We start from the raw sequence: 17139 nt of genomic DNA on the forward strand, positions 1-17139 counted from the left end.
GCAGAGATCATCGGGATTGAATTCCACCTCGCGGACCGCTTCTACCCGAGTTCCAAGACCTGCCACGCCTGCGGGCATGTGCATAGCGGCCTGAAACTCAAAGACCGCACTTACGTCTGTCCTGCATGCGGCTACAAGGAAGACCGCGATTTGAATGCAGCGCTGAATCTGCGCGATACGAAGGATTATCGCATTGCCTGATTCACGCTCGCGCATTTCATAAATGTACCGATGGCTAGTCGGGAACAGGCCTTTGCCTTGCCTAGCAAGGAATACGGCCAACGCCTTTGGAGTGTACAAGAACTTGTGAGTAGTCTCAGGGCTTGCCTGGACAAAAGCATACACGATGAATAAGGAATTTTTCTAAGACATGCACATTGTTGTCTATGTTTTTAGTAGCAGGAATCATCGATGAAACAAGCACTCAAGAAAATGCCCCTGGGCCTGCCGCTGACCGTCAGCGGTCTGGCCACCATCGCCACGATCTTCACCGGCAAGAAAGCCCACATCGCCTTTGGCGCCGTCTGGGGCGTGCTCTCCATCCTGCACGCCCTGCAGCACGCGGGCAAGCTCAAGCATGATGCCAAGGAGATCATCGGCCAGACGGCGCACCGGGCAGCCGACAAGGCGGAGCATATCTCGCTGCACGCCTTCCTCGCCGGCACGGATATCGCCAGCTATCTGCCGGGACGCATCCGCGTCTACAACCTCGCCCTCGCCGGCAATGCAAGGCTCGCCGGGCAAGTCACATCCTTCCTCCGCTCCTTTGAAGGCATCGAGGACGCCGTCGTATCGCTGCCGACCGGCAGTCTGCTGATCACCTACGCCCCCGACGAACTGCGCAGGAATCCGCATCTCGCCAACATCGAGAGCTTCATCCGCGAGCACGCCAAGATTCACTGAAGCGCCACATCACAAAAATCGACAGGAAACGGACAAAGACCAGCTGTGCCTCTGAAGCACGGCTGGTCTTTCGTTTCTCATGAATCTTTACAAGAAGTTAACCTATCCTTCGCAATCCGCTCTGCTCCACTTGCTAGAATAGAGACAAATACAAAGGAGGATTACCAATGTTCAGTATCAGCAACAAGCACGAAGAATTCTTTGACTACTTGATGGAGAATGCCGAGAATTTCCAGCGTGGCGCCCTGATCGCGCAGGAAGCCATGACCGACATCTCAAAACTGCCGCAGCATCTCGACGACATCGTCCAGCTCGAGCACAAATCGGATGCGATCAACCAGGATATCATCCACAAGCTCTCCGTCATCTTCATCACACCGATTGACCGCGAGGATTTCTATCGGCTGACCTGCCACCTCGAAGAGTGCATCGACTGCCTGCAGGGCGCTCTGATGCGCCTGAGCATATACCACATCGATCGCCTGATCCCATCGGCTGCCAAGATCATGGAGCAGATTGTCGTGATGGCCGATGAGCTCAAGGCCCTCTTCTCGCTGCTCAAGAACATCGACCGCAATGAAGCGGAACTCATGGCACGCGCCGATCACCTGAGCAAGCTCGAGTCGGAGATTGACCAGATCTACCGCAAGGAGATCTCGGAGCTCTTCGACGGCAAGAAGGATCTGTTCGACGTGATCCGCTGGAAGGACATCCTCGCGACGCTCGAGGAGACGTCCGACAAGGTCGAGGAACTCTCGAACATCATCAAAGAGGTGACGATGAAGTATGCCTGATACGTCACTCATCATCCTCGTCGTCGTGCTCGCCCTGACATTCGACTTCATCAACGGCTTCCACGATACGGCCAATGCCATTGCCACCTGCGTATCGACGCGCGCCATACGCCCGGGCGTCGCCATCATCGGCACGGCCGTCCTGAACTTCCTCGGCGCCATGATCTCGACGGGTGTCGCCAAGACGATTGGCGGCGACATCGTCACCTCTGCATCGATGATCAATGAGGTCATCATTGTTGCAGGCCTCATCGGCGCCATCATCTGGAACCTCTTGACCTGGTGGTTCGGCATGCCATCGAGTTCCTCGCACGCCCTGATTGGCGGCATCATCGGTGCTGTCATCGTCTCCGTCGGCGTCTCGGCGCTCAACGGCTGGGGCATCCTCAAGATCGTGCTGTCGCTCGTCATCTCGCCTGTCGCAGCGATGGCCATCGGCTACATCCTCATGAAGATCGTCTTCGCCATCTGCCATTCCTTCAAGCCGGCAAGAGTCAATCTGACGGCCAACCGCCTGCAGGTTCTCTCGGCCGCGCTCATGGCCTTCTCGCACGGCTCGAACGACGCCCAGAAATCGATGGGTATCATCACGCTGGCCCTGCTCTCGGGCGGCTTCATCGGCAGCCTGGAAGTGCCAGACATCGTCAAGCTGCTCTGCGCCGCGGCCATGGCGGCGGGCACGAGTGTCGGCGGCTGGAAGATCATCCGCACCGTCGGCGGCAAAATCTTCAAGATGCATCCGATCCACGGCTTTGCAGCCGATCTCAACTCTTCGCTCGTCATCTTCTCTGCAACACTCCTGCATTTGCCAGTCTCGACGACGCATGTCGTTTCCGGCTCCATCATGGGCGTCGGCTCTGCTGAGCGCGTCAAGGCTGTCCACTGGGATGTTGCACGCCAGATGGTCGTGGCCTGGGTCATGACCATCCCCTGCACAGCCCTGATGGGTGCAATCTCGTACCTCATCGTGCACAACCTCTTCTGAAGTCAATCGCAAAAATCAGCTTTCCCTTCCCCTCCCTGATCTCAGGGATTTCAAAAGAGCTGCCTTCTGGCAGCTCTTTTTTGTCATGTCGTCTTGTGGCGGAAGAGCCAGCCGGCAAGCGGCATGGTCACAGCCGCCACGGCGAGCATCGGCACAAAGTCCCAGGCGATATCGCAAAGGCCCGCGCCCTCGAGGTAGATGCGGCGCACGGCGTCGATGACGAAGCGCATCGGGTTGGCGTACGTCACGGCCTGCAGGAAGGCCGGCATGTTGTGGATTGGCGTCACAAGGCCGGACAGCAGGACCATCGGGACCATGAGCACGAGCAGGTAAACGAGCACCTGCTGCATGTTCTTGGCGACCGACGAGATGGAGAGACCGAGCCCCGTCGTGCTGACCATGAAGATCAACAGCGTCAGGAAGAGCGTGAAGAGATTGCCAGCAAAGGGCACGTCGAACCAGTAGCGCGCGATCAGGAAGACCATGAAGGCCTGGAAGAGACCGACGAGTACGGGCGGCGTCGCCTTGCCGATGAGGATCTCGGTCGGCGAGAGCGGCGTGACGAGCAGCTGGTCAAACGTCCCCTGCTCGCGCTCCTTCGCAATCGAGAGGCCCGCGAGGAACATGACCTGCACGAAGGCGATCATCGCGAGGAACGACGGCAGGAAGGTCCAGCGCGAGAGATGGTTCGGGTTGAACCAGGTGCGCGTCTCGATCGTCACCGTCTCGTGCGCGAAGCCCGCTGCCGCGCTCCAGTCGGCTGCGATGTGCGCGATGTAGTTCGTGACCATCGAGGCGATCATCGGGTTGCGGCCATCCGTGATGACCTGGACAGGGGCTTGGCCGCCGTGCAGGAGCTTTTTCTCGAAGTCCTCGGGGACGACGACGGCCCCGAGGATCTCTCCCGCATCAATCAGTTCACTGACCTCCTGCACATTGCCGCAGACAGCCGTGCACGAGAAGGTCGGCGCGGCTGCGATGTGCGCGAGGAAGTCGCGCGAAGAGGCCGTGCCCGAATTATCGACGACGGCATAGGGAACCTCCTCGATGTTGTAGTTGGCCGCGTAGCCGAACAGGAATCCCTCGATGATGACCGGCATGACGAGCTGGATGCGCATGCGCGGGTCCTTGAAGAGAGAGAGCAGCTCCTTCTGGCAGAGGAAGTAGAGATGGTGGAAGAAACGGATCAGGGCAGTCATGATTCCACCTTCTTCCGCGTCATGTAAAAGGCCCAGCCGAGAAAGAAGAGGGCGAAGCCCAGGAGGATGGCCGTATCGCGCACGATGAGCGGCCAGTAATCGCCCGACAGGAACAGGGACTTCATGAGTTCGAGGTAGTACGTCGTCGGGATCAGGCCGCTGACGATGCGGATGGCCAATGGCTCAGCGTGCAGATCGAACAGGAAGCCCGACAGGACGACAGACGGCAGGAAGCTGATCATCAGTGAGACGTGGCAGGCGAGGAACTGGTTCTTCGTCAGCGCCGAGATGACGAGGCCGATGGCTAGCGCCACGATGAGATAGAGCATCGACTCGCCGAGAATCAACGCGAGCGAGCCGCGCATCGGCAGGTCATAGAGCACTCGGCCGACGATGAGGCAGAGCACCATGCCGAGCATGGCGATGACGAAGTACGGGATCGTCTTAGAAAGGACGAGCTCGAGAATCTTCATCGGCGTGACGAAGAGCGACTCGAACGTGCCGCGCTCCCACTCGCGCGCCATGACAACGGACGTCAGGAAAACGCCGCTGATGGTCAGCACGAGCATGAGGATGCCCGGCACGTAGAACCACGTGCTCGTATTCGCATCGTTGAACCAGATGCGCGACTCGATGGCGATACCGCCTGAATGGGCCCCGCACCTTGCTCCCTCGCCAGCGGCCCATGTAAGGATGCCTGCCTCAAAGTAACCCTGCGCGCTCATGGCCGTCGTCGCCTCCGTGCCATTGAGGATGACTTGCAGTTCTGCCCGGCCCTCGGCAAAGCGCGCCGAGAAGTCCGGCGGCACGACGAGCATGGCATCGACTTCGTGACGGCGCATCATCGCCTCGCCGTCCGCCAGCGATGAGACGAATACAGGCGCGAAATACTCCGAGCCCTGCGTGAAGTGCACGGCCTGCCGCGCAAACGGCGAGCTGTCCTCGAGGACAACAGCCGTCGGCACCTGCTTGACATCGAGGCTCATGCCGTAGCCGATGATCAGGATGAGCACGAGCGGCAGCACGACGCCGAGCGCCAGGCTGCTGCTGTCGCGCAGGAGCTCGCGCGTCTCCTTGCGCGTCAAAGCGATGAGCCTGCGCCAGAATCCACTTGTCATGATACCGCCCCCTTTGCCTTGTTTTCCGATGCCTTGCCGCGCGCCTGCTCGACAATCGCGACGAAGATGTCATCCATCGTCGCATCCGGCAGTTGCATGCGCTGCCGGATCTCTGCGGGGCTGCCGAGCACGAGCATCCTGCCGTGGTCCTGGATCATGAACCGGTCGCAGTACTCCGCCTCCTGCATGAAGTGCGTCGTGATGATGATCGTCGTGCCGCGCTCCGAAAGCGCCGTGATCTCGCGCCAGAACGTGCGGCGCGCCAAGGGGTCGATGCCGCTCGTCGGCTCGTCGAGGAAGAGGATCTTCGGCTCGTGGATGAGGGCGGCCGCCATCGACAAGCGCTGCTTGTAGCCGCCCGGCAGGCTGCCAGCCGCTTGATCCGCTACCTCGCGCAGGTGAAACTCCGCCATGACCGCCTCGATGCGCTCGAAGAGATGATGCCCTGAGAGCCCGTAGGCCCCGCCAAAGAAGCGCAGGTTCTCGTAGACCGACAGGCTGCTGTAGAGCGAGAACTTCTGCGCGACGTAGCCGACATTGGCGCGCGCCTCGATGCGCGCTGTGCGCAGGTTGACGCCCGCCACCGAGAGCCTGCCGCTCGTCGCGGGCAAGAGCCCGCAGAGCATGCGGAACGTCGTCGTCTTGCCTGCGCCGTTCGGTCCGAGCAGGCCGAAGACCTCGCCGCGGTGCACCGAGAACGAGGTGTGCGCGACGGCCGTGAAGTCGCCGAATTTCCGGACGAGATCGTGCACCTCAATCTCGACAGGTGCCTCGCTCACTGGCGCGGCCGAAAAGGTACCGGCCCCCAAATTGGCCGCCGTCTCCGGAAGACCATCGCCTTTTCCATCCGTTGCGGCATCCTCTTTCAAGAGTGTCATAAAGCCGTCCTCGAGCCGCGGCGCTACCGCTTCTGCCCCGATGCCGAGGCGCGCGAGCACTAGAAGCTGCTGCGGCTCGCCGCGCGTGGTGAAGCGCACGACGCCGCCCGACGGCACGGCGTCGAGGACGCCGTTTTCTGCGAGCAGGCGGCTCTGCAGCGAGCGCAGCGGCATGCCCGCTGGCGGACAGACTGCATAGCACGTCCCCGCGGCAATCTGCCGCAACGCCTGCGGCGTGCCGACTTTGAGGAAGCGGCCGCGGTTGAGCACGTAGACCATCTCGCAAAGCGCCGCCTCCTCCATGTAAGCCGTGCTGACAAAGACCGACAGATGCTCCTCGCGCACGAGCTGCTGCAGGATCTGCCAGAGCTCGCGACGCGACAATGGATCGACGCCGACCGTCGGCTCGTCGAGCAGCAGGAGCTTCGGCGAGCGCACGAGCGTGCAGGCGAGGCCGAGCTTCTGCTTCATGCCGCCCGACAGCTTGCCTGCGAGCCGTGCAGTGAACGGCGCGAGCTCCGTCATCGCAAGGAGATGCGCGAAGCGCTTTTCCCGCACATCCTGCGGCACGCCGTGCAGGTCGGCGTAGAGGGCGAGATTCTCTTGCACCGTCAGGTCCTCGTAGAGACCGAACTTCTGCGGCATGTAGCTCAAGAGATCCTGCACGGCCTGCGGCTCCGCCGTCACATCGATCCCGGCGACCGCGAGCTCCCCTGCCGTCTTCGTCATCAGCCCGCAGATCAGGCGCATGAGCGTCGTCTTGCCGGCACCATCCGGGCCGACTAGCGCCGTGAGCTGGCCTTCCGGCACCGAGAGGTCCACGCCGCAGAGCGCCTTGACTGCCCTGCCGTCCTCGAGCGGGAACACCTTGGTCAGTCCCTTCGCCTCAATGACCATCATGCGACCACCTCCCCGCTTCAGAGCGCAATCTTGACGGTGGCCGGCATGCCGAGGCGCAGGACGTTCTCCGCGTCATCGACGTAGATGCGCACTTCGTAGACGAGCGCTGTGCGCAACTCATCTGTCTGCACCGTCTTCGGCGTGAACTCCGCCGTATCCGAGATGTAGCCGACCTGCCCAGCGATTGGCTTGTCCCTCTGGCTGTCGATGAAGACCCTGGCGCTCTGCCCCTCGTAGATGTGGCCGAGGTCACTCTCCTTGACGTAGGCACGGACCCACTTCTTGTCGAGCAAGGATAGCTTGAAGACAGGCGTCGAGGGCGAGGCCATGTCGCCCACTTCTAGCAGCCGCGAGCGGATGACGCCCTTCATCGGGGCGCGCAGCTCGTACTGCGAGAGCAGATACTCTTCGCGCGACTGCTCTTCTTCCAATGCCTGCAGATTGGCCTCAGCCGCCTCGATATCTTCCGAGCGCGGGCCGTTGCGAGCCTCGCGCAAGGCCTCCTTGGCCGCCTCAAGCTCCGCCTGCTTGGCTTCAGCCTGTGAGCGGGCGTTGTCGAGATCCTGCTCGCTCACGCCTTCCACGCTGTCGTAGACGGCCTGGCGGCGCTCGTAGATGCCCTGTGCGTTCGAGGCAGCTGCCTCAGCTGCCTTGTAGCGCTGCTGTGCCTGCGCAATCTCTTCGGCACGCGTGCCGTTGTGGAGCTTCGCGACCGTACTCTGCTGCGCCGCGATCTGAGCCTTCGTCTTGCGCAAGTTGATGTTGAGCTCATCCGTGTCGAGGCGCGCGAGGACCTGCCCCTCTTCGACCGTATCGCCCTCCTCGACCAGGATGTCCTTGACGCGGTCACTCCCGCGGAAGGAGAGCGTCACCTCGCGCACGTCGACATTGCCTGAGAGCGTGAGCTCCCGCGCAGCCGCCTGCTTTGCCGCTTCCTCATGGTGATGATAGGCAAAGATTCCCGCGCCGACGAGCAGCACGAGGATGACTGCCAGAATTCCCTTCTGTCTCCGTTTCATGATAATCCCTCCTATCCTTGCCGAACAATCTGCATGCAGACTTTCCCCGCCGCCACGGGCATGGCATCAGGACTCCATCAGCATGATCTTCTCCGGCGGGAAGTATACCGAAAGCACAGGTGCCTTGATAGCCCTCCACTCTGCCTTCGGCAGTTCCCAGCGGATGCAGCTGGCCTGATGCCCGGCGCGCCGGATCATGACGAGATACGAAAAGGTATCCTCGATGACATCCGCGACTTCCATCGAGAAGATGTTGCGCGCGGGGTCTTCCGCCCCTTCGCGGTATTCGAGGAAGTGCGCCCGCAGTCCCGCATACGCGACGGACTGCGGCTCTCTCGCCGCGACCGTCAGGTCGAGCTGCCAGTCTGCTGCCCGCACACGATGCGCATCGAGACGCTCCGCCTTCGAGACATTCTTGCAGCCCGTCAAGAGCGTCGCCGCGAGCGTCTGCGGATTCTCGAAGAGCGCATCGCGCGTGTGCGGCGGCTGCATCTGGCCGCGCTCGATGACAGCGGCACGGCTTGCCAGACGATAGACCTCACCGCGGTCGTGCGAGACGAGCACGGCTGCGCCGCCATACGACTTCAGCACCTCGCGGAGTTCCAGCTCCAATTTCCACTTCAGGTAATGGTCGAGCGCCGAGAACGGCTCGTCGAGCAGCAGGATCTTCGCATCGGACGCGAGGATGCGCGCGAACGCCGCGCGCTGCTGCTGGCCGCCCGAGAGTTCCATCGGGTACGCGTTGCCGAGCTCCGTGAGGTCGAAGCGCGCGAGATTCTCGCGCACGCGTGCCTCGCGCTGCTGCCGCGTGCCCCGCGCGACAAAGCGGATATTCTCGGCAATCGTCATATTGGGAAAAAGGGCAAAGTTCTGAAAGAGATAGCCGACGCGCCGCTCTTGCGGGGACAGGTCGATGCCCTGCTCGCTGTCAAAGAGCACCCGGCCGTCGAGCACGATGCGCCCGCGGTCGGGGCGCTCGAGCCCAGCGATGCACTTGAGGGTCATGCTCTTGCCGCAGCCTGAAGCGCCGAGCAGGGCAAAGACCTCATCGCGCAGCGTGAAGTCCGCCCGCAAGATGAAATTGCGCAGTTCCTTCTCGATCTTGACATCTAATTCCATCTCAAACCTCCCGGCGCCGCGGCGCGCCCGTCCGTGCAATCAAGTTGTTCATCAGCGTGACAAAGACGAGCGAGAAGACGACGATGACGATGGCCCAGTCAAAGGCCAGACCGTAGTCATTCGCCTGAACGGCCGCGTAGACGGCCGTGCTCATCGTCTGCGTGACGCCGGGGATATTGCCGGCGAACATGATCGTCGCACCGAACTCGCCGAGCGCACGCGTGAAAGAGAGCACGAGACCCGCGAGGATACCCGAGCGCGCATTCGGCACAAGGACGTGCCAGAAGATGCGCCACTCCGAGACGCCGAGCGTGCGCGCCGCCCCGACGATGTTGGGGTCGAGCTGCTCGAAGGCACCGCGCGCTGTGCGGTACATCAGGGGCAGCGAGACGACGATGGCCGCGATGACGGCGGCCTTCCAGGTGAAGACGATGGTCACATCGAACTGCAGGAGAAACTTGCCGATGGCGCTGCGGCGGCCGAAGGCCAGCAGCAGGAAAAAGCCGACGACCGTCGGCGGCAGGACGAGCGGCAACGTAATAACGGCATCGGCCAGCCCTTGGAAACGCCGCATGCGCGCGACGGCCAGAGCCAGGCCAATGCCGAGAAAGAACGTGACCACCGTCGCCACCACAGCTGTCTTTATTGTGAGGAAGAGCGGTGCGTATTCCATTATTTCACCTCAAAGCCATACTTCGCAAAGCGTTCCTTGTTCTTATCATTCGAGACGAAGGCCAGGAAATCCTTTGCCGTATCGAGATGTTTCGTGTCCTTGAGGACAGCTGCCGGGTAAATGATGGGCTTATGCGTGCCAGCCGGTGCCGTCGCGACAACGCGGACCGACGGCTCGACAGCAGCATCCGTCGCGTAGACGAGGCCGGCGTCGGCTTCACCCGATGCAACCCAGGCGAGCACCTGGCGCACATCGGAGCCGTAGACAGCCTTGGCCCTGATGTCATCGAGGAGGCCGAGCTTCGTCAGGATCTCCTCGGAGTACTGGCCGACCGGCACGCCCTTCGGCTCGCCGAGCGCGACGTGCGCGACAGCATCGCCCGTGAGCGCGTCAAACGAAGTGATGCCCCTGCCGCCTTCCTTCGGCACGATCAGCACGACTTCATTCTGCAGCAGGTCCTCACGCGTGCCGTCCGCGAGCAGGCCCTGCTTATCGAGTGCATCCATCTGCTTCTGCGCAGCCGAGAAGAAGAGATCGGCCGCGCCGCCATTCTCGATAGCCTGTTGCAGAGCGCCCGAACTGCCGTAGTTGAAGACGACCTTGACGTCTGGATGCTCCTGCTCATACGCCTTGCCGATCTCGTTCATGACATCGGTCAGGCTCGCGGCCGCCGAGACGTGGAGTTCCACGGGGCCCTTATCAGCGAGCTCCGGAGAGCTTGATTGCTGGCCGCCGCAGCCACTCACGAGTGCGAGCAGGCAGACTGCCATCAGTGTGAATAGTTTTTTCATGGTGCATAGCTCCTTTTCAAAAACGGAAGGCAGTGCCATTTCCAGCACTGCCCTGTGGGTTTGACCCAGGCTCAGCCTCATAGATGAAAGACATCATCCTTAGAGTGCTTTCGCTCGGAGTTTCGACTCATCCATTATAGCGGAAAATGAAGCTCTCTGCCATGAAAAATATCACGCCGATCACTTCGCTTCGAGCGCATTCCAGGCATCGTTGGCGCGCTCGAGGTAGAGGGACTGGATGGCCGCATTCTCGCCGATGCCGTGGATGTAGGCGTCGACCTTGTAGCCGGCGGCTTCGAGGATCGACTTGTGCGAGTCGGGCTCAGCGCCTGCCATGTCATTGTTGGCGTGATCGCCGGCGACCATCATCATCGGCATCAGTGTGACGTGCTTGATGCCGTTCTGCTTGAGCTTCGGCATGACCGTCTCGAGCGAAGGCCAGCCCTCGACCGTGTAGACGAAGACATTCTTGTAGCCGAGCTCGTCAATCTTGGCCTGGATGACGGAGTAATAGGCATTCGAGACTTGCGGCGTGCCGTGCGCCATGATCAGGATGGCATCGTGCTTGCCCTGCTTCGGGAACTGCGTCGCGAGCGCCTTGATGGTCTGCGTCACATCGTCGGCCTGGCCCTCCTGGCCCTGCCAGTACATCAGCGACGTGCCGAGCGTCATCTTCTTGAACTGGTCCTTGTAGTTGTGATAGACGCCGAGGTCGTAGTTGTACTCCATGCCCGGGATGACATCGAGCGAGACGAGTGCCACGCGGCTGTATCCCTCTGCCTTGAGGGCATCAAGTGCCTCCTCCGGCGTCGGGAACTTGATGCCCTCGTTCTTCGCCACACGGTCGATGATGATGTGTGAGGTGTAGGCCGTCACGACCTTGACACCCGGATGCGCCGCCTCGATGGCCTTGACCGTCGCATCGATCGTCTTGGCGCGCGTGTCCCTATAAGTCGTGCCAAATGTCATGACGACAATGGCATCTTTATCGGCCATATCCTTGAGTGCCGGATTCTCATACTTGAGCACGCCGATCTCCGATGCCTGTTTCAGGGCCATCGTCGCATGCTTCACCTCCGGATTGAGCTGGTACGCCGCCTCTGTCGCCGTCTGGTTCCAGCCGAGAGCAGCCGTGCACACCAGGCCGGCTGCCAGCATCTTCTGCCAATGTTTCATTGTGTTTCCTCCTTTGAATAAGTCTACCCAAACAAAAAAGGCTCTCCTCGCACGCACGCGAAAAAAGCCTTCCTATCGTAAAAAACCGTGCCACAAAGACACAGCTTTGCTGATAGCAATCGCCTTCCCATCGCTCGCAGGTCGTAACGGTGATTTTCGGACAGGCAGTTCTTCTGGCTCGGTTCATCGCTCCTCTGCGCCTTCCCAGATGTTCATCCAGTGACATATCTATGCAGATTCGCTCCCCTTACAGCGGCGGGACCGCGCCGGCTTTGACCGGCTTCTCTTTTCAGCGCCTTGCGGCGTCACCTGTTCCCTCTTTATGGAATTGTCATGATGGCGAAGTCAGGGCGCGACGTCCTTGCCGCCGTCGGCGGAGCGCAGGCGGCGGTTGATGGACGAAAGTCCCTTGTAGATCGTGTTGATGTCGATGTCGTCGCTGCGCGTCTCCATGTACTTCTCGAGCTTGCGCTTGACGCGCTGCAGCGCGTTGTCGATCGACTTGACATGGCGGCCGAGGTCTTCGGCGATTTCCTGATAGGACTTGCCGTCGAGATAGCTCATAAGCACCTTCCACTCCAGGTCGGAGAGGATCTCCTCCATCTTCTTCTCGATGTCGACGAATTCCTCCTGGCTGATGACGAGCTCTTCTGGGTCGGATACCTTGGCTCCTGAGATGATGTCGAGGAGCGTCCGATCCGAATCCTCGTCGTAGATTGGCTTGTTGAGCGAGACATACGAATTGAGCGGGATGTGTTTCTGACGGGTCGCCGTCTTGATTGCTGTGATGATCTGACGCGTCACGCAGAGCTCCGCAAAAGCGCGGAACGACGAGAGCTTGTCGTCGCGGAAGTCGCGGATGGCCTTGTAGAAGCCGATCATGCCCTCCTGGACGATGTCCTCGCGGTCGGCACCGATGAGGAAGTACGAACGCGCCTTTGCCCGAACGAAATTCCGGTACTTGTTGATCAGATAATCCAGTGCGACCTTATTGTTGTGTTCCTTGATATCCAGGAGGATCTCTTCGTCCGTCAGATTCTCGTATCTGCGGTACATGTCCTCCATGATATCCGTGTCTGCTGCTTCTTCCATCGCACTTTTCTCCTTTTACTGTGACAAACACGTAGCCCTTATATAGCCCTTATAGATGAGATTATACGCCCTTTCGCCCAAAAGCTCAAGGCGTCAGCCCTTCTTCTGGAGGCGCTGGCGCATGGATTCGTACATGAGGATGGAGCCAGCCACCGACGCATTGAGCGAATTGATGCGGCCGACCATCGGCATGCTGACGATGAAGTCGCACGCTTCCTTGGTCAACCGGCTCATACCACGGCCCTCGCTGCCGACGACGAGCACGAGCGGGCCCGTGAGGTCCGCCTCATAGTACGCCTTCTCACCGTCCATGTCGGCACCGGCTACCCAGAGGCCCTTCTCCTTGAGCTTCTTGAGCGTCTGTGCGATGTTGCCGATGCGCGCGACCGGCACGTACTCGACGGCGCCGGCCGACGTCTTGGCAACGGTCGCATTGAGGGAGACGCTGCGGCGCTTCGGGATCAGGATGCCGTGCACGCCAGTCGCATCCGCCGTGCGCAAGAGCGCGCCGAGGTTGTGCGGGTCCTCGAGCTCATCGAGAAGGACGAGGAACGGGGCCTCGCCCTTCGCCTCGGCTGCCTTCAGGATGTCGTCGAGCTCGGCATAGGGCACGGGCGCGACGTAGGCGAGCACGCCCTGATGACGATGCCCGCCCGCGAGCGATTCGATCTTAGCGCGCTCCACGTACTGCACGACGATGCCGCGCTCCTTGGCAAGCGCCGCGATCTCCGCGACAGAGCCCTCGCGGTCGCCGCTCGCGATCCAGAGCTTGTTGATGCCGCGCCCCGACTTCAGCGCTTCCGTCACGGCGTTGCGGCCGACGAGCACATCGTCCGGCAGCTCGCGCGGCTCTTCGCGGCGCTTCGGCTCAGCCTCCATCTGCGGCCTCTTGCGGCGCGGAGCCTCCTTCTCGAATTTCCTGCTGCGCCGCTCCTGCGGGCGCGCCTTTTTCTTCTGTTCCATCTCAATCCTTTTCTCTGAGCTTGATCATCTCAGCAAACTTGCCGCAGGTCATCTCTCCCTCCGGGCAGCGGCCCGTGTTGACGCAGCTCGCGCCAGCATTGAAGAAGAGCGTCGGAGCGACCTTCTTGACTTCGGCGAGCATCTTGTAGGCCATCTCGCGGATCTCCCACTGCGCGCGATTGCAGCAGCGCAGGTTGAAAAAATGCATCAGGGAGCGCGCGTTCATCGTCACGAGGATCTTCGTCTCCGTCGCATTGGCGAGGACGTAGCGCGCGTCTTCCTTCGGCACGCCCATCTCTGTGAGCTCGTCGTAGACGCTGCGGATCTCTTCCATCAGTGCCGCGTACTTTGCCTTGGCCTCTGGCTTCTCGGCAATGGTCGGCGGCGTGATGTACTGGAAGCCGTGCGCGGCGACGTAACGCTGCGACTGCTGGTCATACGAGGCGATGCGGTGGCGCACGAGCTGATGCGTCAGGACGCGCGAGACACCCTCGATGCCGAAGGTGAAGGAAGCGTGCTCAAGCGTCGAGCCATGACCGATCTTGACCATCTTGCGGACCATCTCGCGTACCTTCTCCTCGCTCAGGCGCTCTGCGAGCTCCTCCGCACCGGATGCCGAGTAGCAGAGGCGTGCGGCCATGGCCACGACGCGCTCCGGCTCCGGCGTGTAGTCGAGTAATTTGACTTTAATCATTGTTTCTCCGTTCCCTCCGTCGTTTTCCCGTGGATCTCCTCCATCATAGCCTTGCTAATGACAGCGAAGGCCGCCTCGCAGAGCTCCTGCAGGCGCTCGAACTTCTCAGACAGATAGAGCGTCCCGAGGAGCGCCTCAAAGCCGGTGCTCGAGTGGTATTCGGCCACGCTCGAGCTGCGCGGCGCATGGCTCTTGGCGTTGCGGCCACGGCGATAGATGGCCTTCTCCTCGTCGGTCAGCATGGACTCGATGCCGAGGTACGCCTTGTGCTGCCAGACCGCCGAGACGATCTGGGCGCTAAAGGCGTGCAGCGCGTGCACCCTGGCCTGCTCGTACGAGAGCAGGCGCGTGCGCACGAAGAGGTGGAAAAAGGCATCGCCGACGTAGGCGAGCACGAGCGGGTTCATCTGACGGACATCCGTACCGTCATAGCGCGTCTTGATGCCGCCCTGCTCATCCGGCGTGAACATCATGTCGACGAGCAGCTTGAACTGCGAGAATTTCATGCTTTCTTCCACCGTACACCGTTCGGCGTGTCCTCGAGCACGACGCCGGCATCCTTGAGCGCATCGCGGATCTTGTCGGCGACAGCCCAGTTCTTCTCCTTGCGTGCATCCTGGCGCAGCGTGATGATGATCTCCATGAGCTTGTCCGTCAGGCCGTCATCCTCAGCCTTTGCCTGCTGCTCGAAAATGCCGATGATCTCCGCCATCTCGGCGTAGATATCTGCAACCTTCTTGAAGTCTGCCGCATCGAACGCCTTCGTGCCGTTCATGACTTCCTGATAGTAGATGTTGATTTCCTTCGAGAGTGCAAACATCTGGCTGATGGCAAGGGCCGTGTTGAAGTCATCGTCCATCGCCTCGTAGAATGCCTTGCGCAGTGCTTCTGCCTTCGATGCAAGCTCTGCTGCCGTGTCGTCATCGCCCTCTTTCCCTGCGAGCTCGTCGACGTATGCCTTCGTGTTCTGCAGACGTGCAAGGCTCGTCTGCGCTTCCTTGAGGCGTTCGTCCGAGAAATCGAGCGGGCTGCGGTAATGCGTCTGCAGGATGAAGAAGCGGATGACTTCACCCGGGTATTCCTTGAGGATGTCCTTGACCGTGAAGAAGTTGTTCTTCGACTTCGACATCTTCTCGTTGTGGATCGTGATGAAGCCGTTGTGCAGCCAGTACTGCGCGAAGCTGTGGTCATCGCCGATGCAGGCCTGCGACTGCGCGATCTCATTCTCGTGATGCGGGAAGATCAGGTCGCTGCCGCCGCCGTGGAAATCGAACTTCTCGCCGAGGTACTTCAAAGACATCGTCGAGCACTCGATATGCCAGCCCGGGCGTCCCTTGCCCCACGGGCTGTCCCAGGACGGCTCGCCCGGCTTCGCGGCCTTCCAGAGCGCGAAGTCCATCGGATGGTGCTTGGCCGTGTTGACCTCGATGCGCGCGCCGGCCTGCATGTCGTCGAGACTGCGACCGCTGAGCTTACCGTAATGCGAGAACTTCTCGACGCTGTAGTAGACATCGCCGTTGTCGACCACATAGGCGTAGCCCTTCGCGATGAGCTTCTCGACCATCGCGATGATCTCCGGCATCGTCTCACTGACGCGCGGGTAGACATCGGCATGGCGGACGTTCAGCGCATCCATCGCCTCGAAATAGGCCTTGATGTAGCGGTCGGAGATGTCCTTCCACGTCACGCCTTCCTTGTTGGCCGCATTGATGATCTTGTCGTCAACATCCGTGAAGTTCTGGATGTAGTGGACCTTGTAGCCCTTCTTGGCGAAGTAGCGGCGGATGACGTCCCAGGTCACAAAGGGGCGTGCATTGCCGATGTGCGGGTGGTTGTACGGCGTGACGCCGCAGCAGTAGATGCTGACCTCGCCCTTCTTGAGCGGCTTGAACTCCTCCTTGCGGCGGGTCATCGTATTGTAGACTTTAAGCATGTTCTTTATCCTCCAATCTCTTCTCGAGTTCATTGACTTTCTTTTCCAATGCCTGGATCTGGCGCATCATGCACTCGCGCATCTCCTCGTCCGGGTCCGGCAGCATGTCGTGGTCGAGATCGACGTCGAGCTCGTCCTCGATATCCGTGAGGCTATCGTCCGACTCGACGAGCCGCGTCGCACGCAGGGCTTGACGGAGCTCTTCCGCCGTATGGACGCGCTTGCCGCCCATGACGACGATGCGCCCCGGGATGCCGACGACCGTCGCATACGGCGGGACCGGCTTCAAGACGACGGAGCCCGCGCCGATCTTCGCGTGGTCACCGACTGTGAAGGAACCGAGCACCTTCGCGCCCGACGCCACGACGACGTTGTTGCCGATGGTCGGATGGCGCTTTCCCTTCTCCTTGCCCGTGCCGCCGAGCGTCACGCCCTGGTAGAGCGTAACGTTGTTGCCGATTTCCGCCGTCTCGCCGATAACGATGCCTGTACCGTGGTCGATGAACAGGCCCTCGCCGATCGTCGCGCCCGGATGGATCTCGATGCCCGTCAGGAAGCGGGCAAAATTCGAGATCATGCGCGGGATGAGCACCCAGCCGCGCTTGTAGAGCGCATGCGAGATGCGATGGAACCAGATTGCATGAAGGCCGGAATAACAGAAGAGCACTTCAATCACGCTGCGCGCAGCGGGGTCGCGCTCAAAGACAACGCGGATATCCTTGCGAAGCCGCGAAAAAAAACTCATAGTCCATCCTCCCTGTCCTATACAAAAGGCCCCGCATCTCCTCAGAGACGCGGGGCCGTGGTTCCACTCTGGTTAAGGGCCATGCCCTTCACTCATGAAGATAACGCCTTCCTGCGTCAGGGCCTACTCCATTCTGCCCTGCAGCTCCCGGGTGCAT

Annotated in this window: 18 protein-coding genes, 2 riboswitches and 1 other annotated feature (1 of these 21 only partly in view); of the genes, 4 read left to right on the forward strand and 14 right to left on the reverse strand. The window is 60.8% G+C overall.

Translation table 11 applies throughout. The features are described 5' to 3' along the window. From B2X55_RS03640 to B2X55_RS03655, 4 genes are all read left to right on the forward strand, one after another. The coding region (locus tag B2X55_RS03640) for a zinc ribbon domain-containing protein (RefSeq protein WP_286820926.1) at nucleotides 1–201 on the forward strand (201 nt) is incomplete at its 5' end. 210 nt (nucleotides 202–411) lie between these two features. Continuing rightward, nucleotides 412–903, forward strand: a complete 492-nt coding sequence (locus B2X55_RS03645; protein WP_286820928.1) for an HMA2 domain-containing protein — start codon at nucleotides 412–414, stop codon at nucleotides 901–903. A 167-nt stretch (nucleotides 904–1070) separates the two neighbouring features. Continuing rightward, nucleotides 1071–1697: a DUF47 domain-containing protein gene (locus B2X55_RS03650; RefSeq protein WP_286820929.1), complete on the forward strand. Its 627-nt coding sequence runs from the start codon at nucleotides 1071–1073 to the stop codon at nucleotides 1695–1697. After that, a complete protein-coding gene (locus B2X55_RS03655; RefSeq protein WP_286820931.1) occupies nucleotides 1690–2682 on the forward strand; it encodes an inorganic phosphate transporter in 993 nt (330 codons plus the stop codon). The genes B2X55_RS03650 and B2X55_RS03655 overlap by 8 nt, the downstream gene beginning before the upstream one ends. An 83-nt stretch (nucleotides 2683–2765) precedes the next feature. Here the strand turns inward: B2X55_RS03655 and B2X55_RS03660 are convergent, their stop codons facing one another. From B2X55_RS03660 to cysE, 14 genes are all read right to left on the reverse strand, one after another. Next, nucleotides 2766–3881, reverse strand: coding sequence for an ABC transporter permease (locus B2X55_RS03660; protein ID WP_286820932.1), 1116 nt, complete (start codon nucleotides 3879–3881; stop codon nucleotides 2766–2768). Then, a complete protein-coding gene (locus B2X55_RS03665) occupies nucleotides 3878–4999 on the reverse strand; it encodes an ABC transporter permease (RefSeq protein WP_286820933.1) in 1122 nt (373 codons plus the stop codon). The genes B2X55_RS03660 and B2X55_RS03665 overlap by 4 nt, the downstream gene beginning before the upstream one ends. Further along, nucleotides 4996–6777, reverse strand: a complete 1782-nt coding sequence (locus tag B2X55_RS03670; protein ID WP_286820934.1) for an ATP-binding cassette domain-containing protein — start codon at nucleotides 6775–6777, stop codon at nucleotides 4996–4998. The genes B2X55_RS03665 and B2X55_RS03670 overlap by 4 nt, the downstream gene beginning before the upstream one ends. Nucleotides 6778–6794: 17 nt before the next feature. Next, the gene (locus B2X55_RS03675) at nucleotides 6795–7796 is read right to left on the reverse strand and encodes an efflux RND transporter periplasmic adaptor subunit (protein WP_278823254.1); all 1002 of its coding nucleotides are present in this window, start codon (nucleotides 7794–7796) and stop codon (nucleotides 6795–6797) included. Nucleotides 7797–7862: 66 nt separating this feature from the next. Next, nucleotides 7863–8915, reverse strand: a complete 1053-nt coding sequence (locus B2X55_RS03680) for a sulfate/molybdate ABC transporter ATP-binding protein (protein ID WP_270527872.1) — start codon at nucleotides 8913–8915, stop codon at nucleotides 7863–7865. 1 nt (nucleotide 8916) lies between these two features. Next, nucleotides 8917–9588, reverse strand: coding sequence for a molybdate ABC transporter permease subunit (gene modB, locus B2X55_RS03685; protein ID WP_226868256.1), 672 nt, complete (start codon nucleotides 9586–9588; stop codon nucleotides 8917–8919). Further along, on the reverse strand, nucleotides 9588–10379 hold the full coding sequence (gene modA, locus B2X55_RS03690; RefSeq protein ID WP_286820937.1) for a molybdate ABC transporter substrate-binding protein: 792 nt from the start codon (nucleotides 10377–10379) through the stop codon (nucleotides 9588–9590). Before modA ends, modB begins: the two co-directional genes overlap by 1 nt. Next, nucleotides 10373–10511: riboswitch (molybdenum cofactor riboswitch) on the reverse strand. (Overlaps the previous gene by 7 nt.) 48 nt (nucleotides 10512–10559) lie before the next feature. Further along, a complete protein-coding gene (locus B2X55_RS03695; RefSeq protein WP_286820939.1) occupies nucleotides 10560–11555 on the reverse strand; it encodes a sirohydrochlorin cobaltochelatase in 996 nt (331 codons plus the stop codon). A gap of 146 nt (nucleotides 11556–11701) precedes the next feature. Beyond that, nucleotides 11702–11883, reverse strand: a riboswitch (cobalamin riboswitch). A 17-nt stretch (nucleotides 11884–11900) separates the two neighbouring features. Continuing rightward, entirely contained in the window at nucleotides 11901–12647 is a 747-nt protein-coding gene (gene sigH, locus B2X55_RS03700; RefSeq protein WP_270527868.1) for an RNA polymerase sporulation sigma factor SigH, read from the reverse strand. 93 nt (nucleotides 12648–12740) lie between these two features. Then, nucleotides 12741–13610 (reverse strand): 23S rRNA (guanosine(2251)-2'-O)-methyltransferase RlmB, encoded by an 870-nt coding sequence (gene rlmB / locus B2X55_RS03705; RefSeq protein WP_422655919.1) that lies wholly within the window; start codon nucleotides 13608–13610, stop codon nucleotides 12741–12743. A gap of 1 nt (nucleotide 13611) precedes the next feature. Further along, nucleotides 13612–14304: an FAD-dependent thymidylate synthase gene (gene thyX / locus B2X55_RS03710; RefSeq protein WP_055160012.1), complete on the reverse strand. Its 693-nt coding sequence runs from the start codon at nucleotides 14302–14304 to the stop codon at nucleotides 13612–13614. Continuing rightward, entirely contained in the window at nucleotides 14301–14810 is a 510-nt protein-coding gene (locus B2X55_RS03715) for a Mini-ribonuclease 3 (protein WP_036373649.1), read from the reverse strand. The genes thyX and B2X55_RS03715 overlap by 4 nt, the downstream gene beginning before the upstream one ends. After that, nucleotides 14807–16237 (reverse strand): cysteine--tRNA ligase, encoded by a 1431-nt coding sequence (cysS, locus tag B2X55_RS03720; protein ID WP_286820940.1) that lies wholly within the window; start codon nucleotides 16235–16237, stop codon nucleotides 14807–14809. Before cysS ends, B2X55_RS03715 begins: the two co-directional genes overlap by 4 nt. Continuing rightward, entirely contained in the window at nucleotides 16230–16982 is a 753-nt protein-coding gene (gene cysE / locus B2X55_RS03725; protein WP_036373654.1) for a serine O-acetyltransferase, read from the reverse strand. Before cysE ends, cysS begins: the two co-directional genes overlap by 8 nt. A gap of 40 nt (nucleotides 16983–17022) precedes the next feature. Next, nucleotides 17023–17139: a binding site (T-box leader), on the reverse strand; it runs 89 nt beyond the window's last position.

It is taken from the genome of Mitsuokella sp. UBA4253 (assembly GCF_002395285.1).
Lineage (GTDB): Bacteria > Bacillota > Negativicutes > Selenomonadales > Selenomonadaceae > Mitsuokella > Mitsuokella jalaludinii.

Excerpts from the sequence above, each read along its gene's own strand:
- B2X55_RS03645 (WP_286820928.1), top strand. The coding sequence starts at position 412 with ATGAAACAAGCACTCAAGAAAATGCCCCTGGGCCTGCCGCTGACCGTC.
- B2X55_RS03650 (WP_286820929.1), top strand. The coding sequence starts at position 1,071 with ATGTTCAGTATCAGCAACAAGCACGAAGAATTCTTTGACTACTTGATG.
- B2X55_RS03655 (WP_286820931.1), top strand. The coding sequence starts at position 1,690 with ATGCCTGATACGTCACTCATCATCCTCGTCGTCGTGCTCGCCCTGACA.
- B2X55_RS03660 (WP_286820932.1), bottom strand. The coding sequence starts at position 3,881 with ATGACTGCCCTGATCCGTTTCTTCCACCATCTCTACTTCCTCTGCCAG.
- B2X55_RS03665 (WP_286820933.1), bottom strand. The coding sequence starts at position 4,999 with ATGACAAGTGGATTCTGGCGCAGGCTCATCGCTTTGACGCGCAAGGAG.
- B2X55_RS03670 (WP_286820934.1), bottom strand. The coding sequence starts at position 6,777 with ATGATGGTCATTGAGGCGAAGGGACTGACCAAGGTGTTCCCGCTCGAG.
- B2X55_RS03675 (WP_278823254.1), bottom strand. The coding sequence starts at position 7,796 with ATGAAACGGAGACAGAAGGGAATTCTGGCAGTCATCCTCGTGCTGCTC.
- B2X55_RS03680 (WP_270527872.1), bottom strand. The coding sequence starts at position 8,915 with ATGGAATTAGATGTCAAGATCGAGAAGGAACTGCGCAATTTCATCTTG.
- modB (WP_226868256.1), bottom strand. The coding sequence starts at position 9,588 with ATGGAATACGCACCGCTCTTCCTCACAATAAAGACAGCTGTGGTGGCG.
- modA (WP_286820937.1), bottom strand. The coding sequence starts at position 10,379 with ATGAAAAAACTATTCACACTGATGGCAGTCTGCCTGCTCGCACTCGTG.
- B2X55_RS03695 (WP_286820939.1), bottom strand. The coding sequence starts at position 11,555 with ATGAAACATTGGCAGAAGATGCTGGCAGCCGGCCTGGTGTGCACGGCT.
- sigH (WP_270527868.1), bottom strand. The coding sequence starts at position 12,647 with ATGGAAGAAGCAGCAGACACGGATATCATGGAGGACATGTACCGCAGA.
- rlmB (WP_422655919.1), bottom strand. The coding sequence starts at position 13,610 with ATGGAACAGAAGAAAAAGGCGCGCCCGCAGGAGCGGCGCAGCAGGAAA.
- thyX (WP_055160012.1), bottom strand. The coding sequence starts at position 14,304 with ATGATTAAAGTCAAATTACTCGACTACACGCCGGAGCCGGAGCGCGTC.
- B2X55_RS03715 (WP_036373649.1), bottom strand. The coding sequence starts at position 14,810 with ATGAAATTCTCGCAGTTCAAGCTGCTCGTCGACATGATGTTCACGCCG.
- cysS (WP_286820940.1), bottom strand. The coding sequence starts at position 16,237 with ATGCTTAAAGTCTACAATACGATGACCCGCCGCAAGGAGGAGTTCAAG.
- cysE (WP_036373654.1), bottom strand. The coding sequence starts at position 16,982 with ATGAGTTTTTTTTCGCGGCTTCGCAAGGATATCCGCGTTGTCTTTGAG.